The following is a 10,411-nucleotide window of genomic DNA, read 5'->3' as shown; positions in this document are numbered from 1 at the left end:
CGCGCCTTACCCTGCCACCGCCTCGCTTTCGCGCGCGCGCGGTGGCTTTCTCGCACCATGATTGGAATGGACGCCTCCACCGGAAAATCCCTGTCGGGCACTGCGCATCTGGCGCAGTCGCTGGGCGATATCCTGTCCACGCCGCTGGGCACCCGCCTGATGCGGCGCGATTATGGCTCGGCCCTGTTCAGCCTGATCGACCGCCCGCTTAACGCTGCCACTGCCATGCTGATGCGCGCCGCCGTGGTCGATGCCATCGCCAAATGGGAAACGCGGGTCACTATTACCAAGGTGGGCATTTCCGGCGCTTTCGCCGCTGGCAATCTGGTCATCACCATCACCGGCAAGGTGGGCGCCGCTGCCAGCACCAGCCTGCAAACCCTCTCCATCCCCATCCGCGCCGCATCGTCGGCCAGCTGAAGGACGCTCCATGACTCACGGCCTAACCCTGACCGAAAGCGCAACCACCACGCGCAGCATTGTCACCAATTCTCTGGCCGTGATCGGCCTTGTCGCCACGGCCAGTGCTGCAGCAGGCGCGGCCACCACCGCGCTCAATGAGGCCTTTCCGCTCAACACGCCGGTGCTGGTCACCAATATTGACGAGGCAGTGGGCAAGGCTGGCACCGGCGGCACGCTGGCCTCCGCGCTGGAGGCGATTGGCGATATCACCACGCCTCTTGTCGTCGTGGTGCGCGTGGCTGCCGGTGCTACCGATGCCGAGACGCAGGCCAATGTGATCGGCGGCTATGCCAACGGGGCCTATACCGGCTTGCAGGCGCTGCTAGCCGCAGAAGCGGTGGTGGGCGTGCGCCCGCGCATTCTGGGCGCTCCTGGGCTGGACACGCAGGAGGTGGTGGAAGAACTGGTCTCGGTGGCCAAGCGGCTGCGCGGTCGCGTCTATGCCCGCGCCCTTGGCGAGACCATTGCCGAGGTGAACACCTATCGCGCCAATTTCGGCCACCGCGAATTGACGCTGATCTGGCCCAACACTTCCGCCACCATTGCGGGCGATGCCGTGGCCCGCGCCTTGGCCCTGCGCGCCTATATAGACGAGACGACAGGCTGGCATAAAACCATCAGCAATGTAGCGCTGACCGGCGTGATCGGCATCACCAAGGACGTGCATTTCGATCTGCTGGACAGCAGCACCGATGCAGGCGTTTTGAACGATCACGATATCGTCACCATCATCCGCACCAGCGCGGGCTTCCGCTTCTGGGGCAACACCACCTGCGCCGATGATGCGAACTACAAGTTTGAAAGCACGGTCCGCACGCTCCACGCGCTGCAGGATATCATCCAGTCGACCGTTCAGCCTTACATGGATAGCCCGATGTCGCTCGGGCTGGTCAAGGATTTGATGGAGGACATCAACGACCAGTTTGCCGATCTGGCCACCGATGGCTGGATCATGGGGGCCGAGGTGTTCTTTGACAAGGATGCCAACCCAGCAAACCAATTGGCGCAGGGCCGCCCCACTTTCCGTCTGGAATGGACGCCGGTGGCCCCGCTGCAAAACCCTACGGTCAAACTCAACCTCACCGATTATTACTACACCGGCTTTGCCGATGCAGTGAACGCCTGATCCCTCTTTCGATAGGAACCATCCATGGCAGGGCCGAAACAACTGAAACGCATCAACGTCTGGGCCGATGGCGGCAGCTATCTTGGCGTGATCAAGGCCTTTGACGAACCCAAACTGGTGCAGGCCACGGGCGATTGGCGCGGCGGCGGTATGACCGGCACCATCAAGGTCGGGCGCGGCATGGAGGCCATGGATTGCACCATCACCATGGGTGGCCATGTACGCGCCCTGGTGCGCAAATTCTCGGCTAGCGGCGGCACCCGCCTGCGACTGGTGCTGGAATATGCCGCCGATGGCGACACCTCGGTAGAGGTGGTCGAAATCTATCTGCGCGGCAAGATCCACGAAATCGACTTTGGCTCGGCCAAGCCGGGCGATGACACCGAGCATAAGCACAAGGTGGATGTCCATTACTACCGCCGCGTGGTCGATGGCACGATTGATGTGCTGCACGATCCTGTCAACGGCATCACGCAAGTGGCCGGTGTGGATATCATCCCGCCCGCCTCCAGCGCGCTGACCGGCTAAACTTCCCATCCGGCAGGCTGTCCTGTTGCGGGGCGCAGCCTGTCGGGCACGGGCCGGTGGCGGATTGCACATTCCCCCGCCTCCGGCCCGTTTCCCGCCCCGCGTTTGTCAAAAGGCCCCGCATATGACCAAGGCGAACGAAACCATTCCCGAATGGGAAACCATCCATCTGATGAAGCCCATCAAGCGCGGCGAAACCGTCATCGACAAATTCGACCTGCGGCTCCCCAATGCTGTGGACCTGCTCGGCCTGTCGCTGCCCTCGATCATCAGCCTTGAAACGGATGCCGTGGTGAATGTTGTCACCCGCTGTTCCAATCCCGCGATCACCGAGGCCGAAGTCTATGCGCTACCCGCCGGTGACATCACCGAAATCTGCGGGGCCATCCGAGGTTTTTTTATGACGCGGGCCGAAAGAACGGCGCGCGGTCTGCCGACGACGATAGCCTGACCGTCGAGGGCCTGATCGCCGATCTGGGCTTTTTCAATGGCTGGCAACCGTCTGAACTGGAAGCGATGCCGATCGGCAAATTGATGCTTTACCGCGAATTGGCCGTGAAGCGCTGGAACAGCACCTTTGGCGCGAAGGAAGATTGACCATGAGTAGCAACCAACTCTCTCTCAAGGTCGATTTTGTGGGGCATGACAAACTGTCGGCCACCACCCGCGCCATTATGGAGGCCAACAAAAACGCGGCCAAACAAATCAAATCCGCCCGCGATGAAGTCACCAAGCTGAACAAGTCGCTGGCCGACATCAAATCCCTACGCTCGGCCTCGGCGGAACTGAAAAAGCACCAGACCGCGACCAAAGAGGCAGCGGCCAAGCTGGCCATGTTGAAATCGCAAATCGTGGCCGGTGAGGCCCCGTCAAAGGCGCTGGTCCGCTCGATCCAGTCGGCGGAAAAGAACCTGTTCAAAATGCAGGCGGCGGAAAAGGCCGCGGCTACCTCTACCAAGGAAATGATGGCGAACCTGCGCTCTGCCGGTGTCGACATCACCCGCCTGGGCGCGCATGAAAAAGACCTTGCCGCCAAGATCGAGCGGACCAACGCCAGCATCAAACGCCAAAGCTATTTGCTGGATGGCCAAAAGACCCGCGTAAAAGGGCTGATGGCCGAGGAGGTGAAGCGGGATAAGGCGAATGGCAAAGCCTCGCCTGTGGGCCATGAATCGTCCGATCACCGCGACCTGCGCAAGCTAACGGGCTTGGACATCCGTAGCATGGGGCAACGCGGTGCCGGAATTGCGACCAGCACCTTCGACTATGCGCGCGAAGCGGCGAATGCTGGCGCACAATTCGAAGCGCTCACCTATCGCCTGCGCGCCCTTGGCCTTTCGCCCGATGCGGTCGCCAATTTGCAAGCCTATGCGAAAAACATGAACATCGCAGGCAGCAGCGCGACCGATAATATGCGCCTGATAGTGGAGGCACAGGGCGCATTTCGTGAATCCGGCAAGCACACGATGGAAGAGCAACTGGCCGGGGCAAAGCTCATGGCGCCGCTCATCGCGCGGCTGAATGTCAGCATGAAGGCGTTGGGTCAGGAAATGACGCCCGAGCTTGAGCGCGATTTGCTGCGTGTGGTTGAAATGCAGGGTGGCCTGACCAACCCCAAGAAGGCCGCAGAGCTTACCGATGGCCTGTTTCGCGCAATTATATCTTCGGGTGGCAACGTCGATGCTACAAACTATCAGACCTTTCTCGGCGCCGCAGGTTCTTCCGCCAATGGCCTGTCCAAACGGGCGCTGTTTGCCGATTTTGAACCTCTGATCGCGGAAATGCATCAAAGCGCAGGTGTAGGCCTCTATACTGCATGGAAACGCGCAAACGGGATGGTCAAAAGTCAGCCCGCTATGCGTGAAATGATCCGGCTTGGCGCGTGGGACAAAGACAAGATCATCTTCAACCGCGTCGATGGTATCAAGGAGTTCAAGAACGGGCAGAATCCGTTTCGGGCCGATCTGGCCAAGGATTTGAATGAAAGCCCGGTCGATTTCTACCTCAAGATGCGGGCAATGTATAAGGCCAAGGGCGTAACGGACATCAACCGTGAAAACGTCATGCTGTTCGGCGGAACCGGCGGCAAGCTGTTCAATCTGATCGAAAAGCAGCTGTCGGTGATCATGGAAGCACGTGGCTCCTATGATAAGACCCTGGGCATCGGCGAAACGCATCAGATGGTAGTCGAAGGCATGTTGGGTGCCAATGCCAAGCTGGATGCCAGTATTGAAAACATCAAAATCTCGTTTGCCGAAACCGGCGGCGCTCTGTCTGCGTTTACCGCCAGCCTTAATGCTGCCTCATCGCTGCTTTCATGGCTCAATGGCACCACGGCGCCATCAACACCCCGTCCTGCCGCAAACCCGGTGGATTGGTCGCAATGGCGCAGCACGCGGCCCGCCAATGTGATGCCGGCTGCCGCATTCACAACCCCACGCCCCGCTGCCGCGCATGCCCCCCAATGGCACGCCATCCCTGCCGCCCCCATCACCCTCCATGTGCATGGCGCCCCCGGCCAAGCCCCCGATGTGATTGCCGATCATGCCATCCGCAAGCTGGAAGAAAAGCGCGGCGTGGCTGGGCGCTCCACCTATGATGCAGGCCGATAAATGACCGATGCGCTATCCTCCGCCCATCTGATGACGCTGGGCCTGTTTGTGTTTGGCATGGACACCATCGCCTATGACGCGCTCACCCGCCGCATATCGTGGCGGCATGAACAATCCGAACGGTTCATGGCCCGCGCCGCCAGCCAGTTTGCCGGACCGGGCGAGGATAGCATTTCGATTTCCGGCCGCATCGTGCCGGAGGTAACGGGCAGCTATGGCGCCATCACCACCCTGCGCGACATGGCCGATACGGGCGACAATTGGGCTTTGATGGATGGCACGGGCCGCGTGCTGGGCTGGTATCGCATCGACCGGATGGAGGAGACCCACGCCGATATCATGGCCGGTGGCCTGCCCCGCTCCAAAAACTTCACGCTCGATCTGACGCGGGTGAAATAATGGCGGCCAACATCCCCGACTGGCGCGTGGTGCTGGATGATGGCACCGACTTGACCGACAAGATCAGCCCCCGCCTGCTGGAGCTCACGCTCACCGAAAAGCGCGAGGCGGGCGCTGATGAGCTAACCCTGTCGCTGCACAATGCCGATGGCAAATTGGCCGTGCCCGCCACGGGGCGCAAACTCACCCTGTCGTTGGGCTGGGCAAGTGGCGATGATGTGGCGGTGGGGCTGGTGGAAAAGGGCAGCTTTGTGGTGGACGAGGTGGAGGAAGGCGGCCCGCCCGATCGCGTCACCATCCGCGCCCGCTCCGCCGATCTGTCCAACGGCCACAGCCGCCGCCGCAACCGTATCTGGCATAATACCACTCTGGGCGCCGTCCTATCCGCCATCGCCGCGCGGCACAGCGCCACGGCCAGCGTGCATCCCGATCTGGCCGCCCAGCCTATCGAGCATCTGGAACAGGCCAACAAATCCGATGTCGCCCTGGTGCAGGATCTGGGTCGGCGCTTTGATGCGCTGGCGACATGGAAGGGCGGAAAGCTGGTGTTTATGCCGATCGGCTCCACCACCAATGCCAGCGGGCAAACGCTGCCCAGCCACACTATCACCCGCAATCAAGGCTGGGGCTGGCGGTTCCAACATGCCAAGCGCGATGCCCAAAACGGCGCGCAGGCGCAATACCACGATCCCACCACAGGCCGCCGCCGCACGGTGGCCACCGGCGGCAATAATCCCCACCGGCTGAAACGCATCTATTCCAGCCATGCCGAGGCCACCCGCGCCGCCGCGTCCAGCGCGAAACGGCGCCAGCGCGGGGCATACAGCTTTGATTATGATCTGGCCTTGGCCGATTGCACCCTGCGCCCGAACCTGCGCGTTGCGCTGGAAGGGTGGAGCGCCACAGTGACCAGCATCAAATGGCTGATCGAAAGCGTGGAAACCAGCATGGGGGCTGGTGGGATGAAGCAACGGATCAGGATGGAAAGCGCCTAGCGACTTTTGTATATTTTAATTGACACACATACATAATGTGTCTATTAAAATGCACATGCAGTATGAAGTCCGCCAAACTGAAACCTTTGCCGATTGGCTCCGCAACTTGCGGGACCGCAAGGCGCAAACCATCATTGCCGCTCGCATCGAACGCATCGCGATTGGCAATTTTGGTGATTGCAAGGCGCTGGGCGGCGGGCTTTCAGAACTGCGCATCGCCTTCGGCCCCGGCTATCGCCTGTATTACACCATAGAAGGTGGACAGGTGATTTTCCTGCTGTCTGGCGGCGATAAATCCACGCAACAGCGCGACATTGCCGCCGCGAGAGAGATGTTAGACGATTAGCATAAATCACCTGTGCCAAGGCAGTTTATCCTTGGCGTATATATAGACCAGATGGAGTAACCAGACATGGTCAAGGTCCCTACCACGAACTTCGACCCTGCTGAATTCATCCGCGACGACGATGATATCAGCACCTATCTCAACGATGCATTTTCCAGCGGCGATGCTTCCATCATCGCGGCGGCCATCGGCACTGTTGCCCGCGCGCGCGGCGCATCGGATATTGCCCGCGCAACCGGCATCAGCCGGGGCAGCCTGTATTCCGCCCTGTCCGAAGGAGGAAACCCCACCCTACGCACCATCCTGGGCGTGCTGGATCAATTGGGGATTGAATTGGCGGCAAAGCCAAAGGCGGCTTGAAACATAGCCCATGCTGGTCGGAAGCGCGGAGACCAGCATGGGCACAAATAAAAGCCCCCACCAACCATGGCAGGGGCTTTCGCTACTAATCAAACCGACATTCAGGCGTGTGCAAGCAACCTTTTACCTTCAGCCTTATGTTCAATAGCATTACGAGATGCTGTAACCATCTGACGCACAGTTGAACTTCGTGCACTATTACGCTTTTCAGACGCCATCTTCAGCCAAGGCGTAAAGAAACGGCGCAAAAGAAATCCACTCAACGGAGCATGGAGCGAGTCATAATAAATTGCATTCACAACAACATCGCTGAAGTTAGCCCGCTGTTCATCAGTCATCACCAATGAAGCTTCTTCTGCCTTCGACGAACGCTTTCCAAAAAGTTGTTTCACAGAATCCAGCAAGAAGCTGCGAGTCAAACATCCGCAACCCGAGCACAGAATGGCTGCAGCGGCAAACGCTGCCACCGAGTCAGGCATTTCAGGGTCGGAGATGACCTTTTTCGCAGCGAGATACATTCTATCCCACACATCAGCCGAACCCTGCAAATAAGCAGAAGCTTTACGAATATAGAGAGAAGCGCAAGCGTATGCAATCACCAGCGCGGCGATAACCAGCGCGACAATCATGGCACATCTTCTCCTTCATTTCTCATACCAGGCAACTCAGGTTGCCTGCGATTCTCTAACATAGATATAACCTCGATACGACGCGTTTCCAGCGCCGCATGATGATCGGCCCTGGCTTGCAACAAGGCCACATACCGGGAAAACAACCCATCCTTTTGACTCGCAAGCAGAATAAATGCGAAGAACGCAATCACACTAAAACCAACTGGGTGTTGCTCGAATAGCGCAACGATAGAGCTCAATTGCAAGGCAATATCGTATTTCAAGCATCCCCCCTTAACCCAGCCTGACCATCAACTGGAGAGGCCGCTCGCCTAGATCAAAGCTTGGACATAATCAATGGCGCCAAGCTGATCAAACCCCGTAGCGCTTGTTGCCGCCACTGGTGATGCAATACCGCCCGCCGCGCGGGCCGACACACACATTGCCGCCGTTGCAAGGGCAAGAACCATCGCTGCTTTCGCCACGGCTCGAATATGCGCCGCGCGCCCCTCGGGCATGATGTCGCTTTGTCCTGTGGTGGGATGAAACGCTGCTCTGGCTGGAAAATCCCCGCCTGCCACGCGCTTGGGCGCTTTCTGCAATGGCTGTGGAAAGGAGCGCGGCAGAACCTAATAACAAAAACAATCGACGCACCAGATAAGCCCCTTTAATCAAATAAATGCTCAAATTTCATCTTTTGACCATCGAATGAACCACTTAATTGCGCGGGCCGGTCCAGATAAAATTTTTAGCGCAATATCGCTAAGGATTGGAATGGATTTTAGAGGTATGATGTAAAATATAAAATATAGCAGTAATATTACTGATGCAATCTCAACTGCCGCCTGCCCACCAAAGATGATCGCAACGATTGCAAAGCCAATCACCAATCCAATTGGAATATTCATATTTGATAACTTCACACCTTGCGCACGACGGCCACCACTCGACCTAAGACATGCATTTCGCCATCATAGGCGATCTCCGGCGGTACGGATGGATTGTCTGAAAGGATTTTAACCGAGCCATTTGGCATCGGTCGAAGCCGCTTAATCATTCCAGTTTGTCCATATGCGATCGCCCAGATATGGTCGCCCATCTGCGGCGCGACCTGAGCTCGATCAATCAATAGTTCATCACTATCAAAAATAGTTGGCATCATTGAGTCGCCAATGCCACGCGCAAAGAACAAGTTTTCAGGGGGTGTCTGGGTGTAGGTTCTCAGCCAATTCCTTGAAAAGATGACTTTTTTTGACTTAACCGGCGCATCAATAAATGTAGCGCCAAGGCCAAATGCTAGGTCAAGCTCATCAAGCTCGACCATATCTGGATTAACCGCCTCTCTGGTTTCAACAATAACTGGAACGAACCCACAGTCTGGATCGTCAGTTTCACCGCGCAAGTATTGAGGGGTAGTTTTGAGCGCAGCAGCTATTCTGTCTAGCGCACGAGTAGTTCTGGTCTCGCCACTAATTAGGCGTCCAATCGACGGTTGCTTAACGCCAACGCGTTCGGCCAGCTGCGATTGGTTTATCCCCTCTCGCTCCATAGCCATCAGAAGGTGCTTGGCGTTTATCTCCCACATGCGAGTATGTGTATACGGGCGCGTAATATCAATCATTCAACTTTTCCGTTGACGAAAATACGCGAGCGTATCATACGGGCACGTATGAAGACGCCAACACCATATGAAGCCCTCTGCCAAGCGACAGAGAGGCTTAAATCACAAGCGGCGCTAGCGCGGCTTTGTAATGTCACCCAGCCAGTAGCATGGCGCTGGCTTCAAAGCTCCAAGCGCCTTCCCGCAGAATATGTTCTGCGCGTTGAAGCTGCCACTGGTGTTTCTCGCCATCACCTCCGCCCCGATATCTATCCGGTTTCGCTGTGCCAATCCTGTTCGGCTGCGGTCCTTATGCCGGATATTGCGGCTGATTGCGCGTTCAATCGGGCCGCAGATTTGCACAATGGAGTGGCCGCATGACAATGCGCCGCGAACCCCTCACCTATGAAAACACCATGCTTGTGGTGGCAGAACTGCTGGGCTGGGATACGGTCGCGGGCCTCTGCGGCGTTTCCCTGCGGTCGGCCCGATACTGGTCTGAACCGGAATGCCAAAAGCAAATCCGCATGATCGACGCTGAAAGGCTGGATCGCGCCTATGTGGAAGCGGGCGGCAGTTATCGTCCTTTCCACCGGCTGATGACCATGCGGCTCGACATCGCGGAAATGGCGATAAACGCCACCGCGATGGACCTGACCACCGCCACCGCCGTGGCGGCAAAGGAAGCCGGTGAAGCTATCTCCGCGCTGATCCTTGCGACCCAATCTGGGGCACCGGCCACCATCCGCACCGCCAAGCGCGAAGCCGAAGAAGCCATCACCGCCCTGCAGGCCAGCGTGGCGGCGATGGATGCAAGGGACAGCGCCCGCACATGATGCACCAAATCCCCACTATCAAGCTGGAAATGTTATCAGCCGCGCTGCAATTTCGGCTGCGCAATGGTGGGTCTCAATCGCGCGCCGCCATGATCACCTGCCCGATATGCAGCGCCCCCGCATTCATCCGCCGGTCGGAACGCCTTTCGGAAACCACCAAGCTGCTGGGCGCACACTGCACCAACACCGGATGCGGCGCCACGGCGGAATGGGTCATCTCTCTCAAATGGATGGTCAATCCGGGGCTGATTGATCGATCCGATCTCGATCTCCCCCGCTGCCCGCCGGAACGGATCACACAGGTTTTCCCGCCCGATCCCGAAGAAGACACCAACCAGCTTTCCATGTTCCCCGAAGAGTGAAGGACCAGCCAATGCCCAAATCGCTCGCACACCTGCCCATCCTTCTCCTCACTGTGGCCACCGTAATGCTCACGGTGGACCGCGTGATCACCGGCATCGTGCAGTGTTCCGCCCTCGGATGCCTGCCCACGGCCTAACCGCTCCCTTTTTCCGCCCCGCAACGACAGGAAATCC

General features: G+C 58.2%; 17 protein-coding genes. 12 read left to right on the top strand and 5 right to left on the bottom strand.

Annotated elements, in window-relative coordinates; all coding sequences use genetic code 11:
* Window positions 1–57: 57 nt before the first annotated feature.
* The 9 genes from EOE18_RS13760 to EOE18_RS13715 all read left to right on the top strand — a co-directional run bounded on the left by EOE18_RS13760 (window position 58) and on the right by EOE18_RS13715 (window position 6,828).
* Window positions 58–420, top strand: a complete 363-nt coding sequence (locus EOE18_RS13760; RefSeq protein WP_127710488.1) for a GPW/gp25 family protein — start codon at window positions 58–60, stop codon at window positions 418–420.
* Window positions 421–430: 10 nt separating this feature from the next.
* Complete coding sequence (locus EOE18_RS13755; protein WP_127710486.1) at window positions 431–1,588, top strand: phage tail sheath subtilisin-like domain-containing protein; 1,158 nt, start codon at window positions 431–433, stop codon at window positions 1,586–1,588.
* Window positions 1,589–1,612: 24 nt separating this feature from the next.
* Window positions 1,613–2,116, top strand: coding sequence for a phage major tail tube protein (locus tag EOE18_RS13750; protein ID WP_127710484.1), 504 nt, complete (start codon window positions 1,613–1,615; stop codon window positions 2,114–2,116).
* 124 nt (window positions 2,117–2,240) lie between these two features.
* Entirely contained in the window at window positions 2,241–2,567 is a 327-nt protein-coding gene (locus EOE18_RS13745) for a phage tail assembly protein (protein ID WP_127710482.1), read from the top strand.
* 148 nt (window positions 2,568–2,715) lie between these two features.
* Entirely contained in the window at window positions 2,716–4,728 is a 2,013-nt protein-coding gene (locus EOE18_RS13735) for a FlxA-like family protein (RefSeq protein WP_127710480.1), read from the top strand.
* Complete coding sequence (locus EOE18_RS13730) at window positions 4,729–5,127, top strand: phage tail protein (RefSeq protein ID WP_246027453.1); 399 nt, start codon at window positions 4,729–4,731, stop codon at window positions 5,125–5,127.
* Window positions 5,127–6,122, top strand: coding sequence for a contractile injection system protein, VgrG/Pvc8 family (locus EOE18_RS13725; protein ID WP_127710478.1), 996 nt, complete (start codon window positions 5,127–5,129; stop codon window positions 6,120–6,122). The genes EOE18_RS13730 and EOE18_RS13725 overlap by 1 nt, the downstream gene beginning before the upstream one ends.
* 37 nt (window positions 6,123–6,159) lie before the next feature.
* Window positions 6,160–6,468, top strand: a complete 309-nt coding sequence (locus EOE18_RS13720) for a type II toxin-antitoxin system RelE/ParE family toxin (RefSeq protein WP_281278046.1) — start codon at window positions 6,160–6,162, stop codon at window positions 6,466–6,468.
* A 66-nt stretch (window positions 6,469–6,534) separates the two neighbouring features.
* Window positions 6,535–6,828, top strand: coding sequence for an addiction module antidote protein (locus tag EOE18_RS13715; RefSeq protein ID WP_127710476.1), 294 nt, complete (start codon window positions 6,535–6,537; stop codon window positions 6,826–6,828).
* A 101-nt stretch (window positions 6,829–6,929) separates the two neighbouring features.
* Here the strand turns inward: EOE18_RS13715 and EOE18_RS13710 are convergent, their stop codons facing one another.
* From EOE18_RS13710 to EOE18_RS13690, 5 genes are all read right to left on the bottom strand, one after another.
* Complete coding sequence (locus EOE18_RS13710; RefSeq protein WP_127710474.1) at window positions 6,930–7,457, bottom strand: hypothetical protein; 528 nt, start codon at window positions 7,455–7,457, stop codon at window positions 6,930–6,932.
* Window positions 7,454–7,723 (bottom strand): hypothetical protein, encoded by a 270-nt coding sequence (locus EOE18_RS13705; protein ID WP_127710472.1) that lies wholly within the window; start codon window positions 7,721–7,723, stop codon window positions 7,454–7,456. Before EOE18_RS13705 ends, EOE18_RS13710 begins: the two co-directional genes overlap by 4 nt.
* 88 nt (window positions 7,724–7,811) lie before the next feature.
* The gene (locus EOE18_RS13700) at window positions 7,812–8,126 is read right to left on the bottom strand and encodes a hypothetical protein (RefSeq protein ID WP_220446016.1); all 315 of its coding nucleotides are present in this window, start codon (window positions 8,124–8,126) and stop codon (window positions 7,812–7,814) included.
* On the bottom strand, window positions 8,123–8,347 hold the full coding sequence (locus EOE18_RS13695) for a hypothetical protein (RefSeq protein ID WP_127710470.1): 225 nt from the start codon (window positions 8,345–8,347) through the stop codon (window positions 8,123–8,125). Before EOE18_RS13695 ends, EOE18_RS13700 begins: the two co-directional genes overlap by 4 nt.
* An 11-nt stretch (window positions 8,348–8,358) precedes the next feature.
* A complete protein-coding gene (locus tag EOE18_RS13690) occupies window positions 8,359–9,060 on the bottom strand; it encodes an XRE family transcriptional regulator (protein ID WP_127710468.1) in 702 nt (233 codons plus the stop codon).
* Here EOE18_RS13690 and EOE18_RS13685 point away from each other — a divergent pair.
* Genes EOE18_RS13685 through EOE18_RS13675 form a run of 3 tightly spaced genes read left to right on the top strand, consistent with a single transcriptional unit; the run spans window position 9,031 to window position 10,237 of the window.
* On the top strand, window positions 9,031–9,420 hold the full coding sequence (locus tag EOE18_RS13685; protein WP_342772668.1) for a transcriptional regulator: 390 nt from the start codon (window positions 9,031–9,033) through the stop codon (window positions 9,418–9,420). The two genes, EOE18_RS13690 and EOE18_RS13685, sit on opposite strands and share 30 nt — an antisense overlap.
* The gene (locus EOE18_RS13680; protein ID WP_127710464.1) at window positions 9,417–9,875 is read left to right on the top strand and encodes a hypothetical protein; all 459 of its coding nucleotides are present in this window, start codon (window positions 9,417–9,419) and stop codon (window positions 9,873–9,875) included. The genes EOE18_RS13685 and EOE18_RS13680 overlap by 4 nt, the downstream gene beginning before the upstream one ends.
* A complete protein-coding gene (locus EOE18_RS13675; RefSeq protein ID WP_127710462.1) occupies window positions 9,872–10,237 on the top strand; it encodes an ogr/Delta-like zinc finger family protein in 366 nt (121 codons plus the stop codon). The genes EOE18_RS13680 and EOE18_RS13675 overlap by 4 nt, the downstream gene beginning before the upstream one ends.
* Window positions 10,238–10,411: the final 174 nt, after the last annotated feature.

Source organism: Novosphingobium umbonatum, assembly GCF_004005905.1.
Classification (GTDB): domain Bacteria; phylum Pseudomonadota; class Alphaproteobacteria; order Sphingomonadales; family Sphingomonadaceae; genus Novosphingobium; species Novosphingobium umbonatum.
Note: the sequence above shows the minus strand (reverse complement) of the source record. Positions and strands in the feature narration are given on the sequence as shown.

What these genes read in the sequence shown, in the direction of transcription:
- EOE18_RS13760 (WP_127710488.1), top strand. Translation starts at nt 58, where the DNA reads ATGATTGGAATGGACGCCTCCACCGGAAAATCCCTGTCGGGCACTGCG.
- EOE18_RS13755 (WP_127710486.1), top strand. Translation starts at nt 431, where the DNA reads ATGACTCACGGCCTAACCCTGACCGAAAGCGCAACCACCACGCGCAGC.
- EOE18_RS13750 (WP_127710484.1), top strand. Translation starts at nt 1,613, where the DNA reads ATGGCAGGGCCGAAACAACTGAAACGCATCAACGTCTGGGCCGATGGC.
- EOE18_RS13745 (WP_127710482.1), top strand. Translation starts at nt 2,241, where the DNA reads ATGACCAAGGCGAACGAAACCATTCCCGAATGGGAAACCATCCATCTG.
- EOE18_RS13735 (WP_127710480.1), top strand. Translation starts at nt 2,716, where the DNA reads ATGAGTAGCAACCAACTCTCTCTCAAGGTCGATTTTGTGGGGCATGAC.
- EOE18_RS13730 (WP_246027453.1), top strand. Translation starts at nt 4,729, where the DNA reads ATGACCGATGCGCTATCCTCCGCCCATCTGATGACGCTGGGCCTGTTT.
- EOE18_RS13725 (WP_127710478.1), top strand. Translation starts at nt 5,127, where the DNA reads ATGGCGGCCAACATCCCCGACTGGCGCGTGGTGCTGGATGATGGCACC.
- EOE18_RS13715 (WP_127710476.1), top strand. Translation starts at nt 6,535, where the DNA reads ATGGTCAAGGTCCCTACCACGAACTTCGACCCTGCTGAATTCATCCGC.
- EOE18_RS13710 (WP_127710474.1), bottom strand. Translation starts at nt 7,457, where the DNA reads ATGATTGTCGCGCTGGTTATCGCCGCGCTGGTGATTGCATACGCTTGC.
- EOE18_RS13695 (WP_127710470.1), bottom strand. Translation starts at nt 8,347, where the DNA reads ATGAATATTCCAATTGGATTGGTGATTGGCTTTGCAATCGTTGCGATC.
- EOE18_RS13685 (WP_342772668.1), top strand. Translation starts at nt 9,031, where the DNA reads ATGTGTATACGGGCGCGTAATATCAATCATTCAACTTTTCCGTTGACG.
- EOE18_RS13690 (WP_127710468.1), bottom strand. Translation starts at nt 9,060, where the DNA reads ATGATTGATATTACGCGCCCGTATACACATACTCGCATGTGGGAGATA.
- EOE18_RS13680 (WP_127710464.1), top strand. Translation starts at nt 9,417, where the DNA reads ATGACAATGCGCCGCGAACCCCTCACCTATGAAAACACCATGCTTGTG.
- EOE18_RS13675 (WP_127710462.1), top strand. Translation starts at nt 9,872, where the DNA reads ATGATGCACCAAATCCCCACTATCAAGCTGGAAATGTTATCAGCCGCG.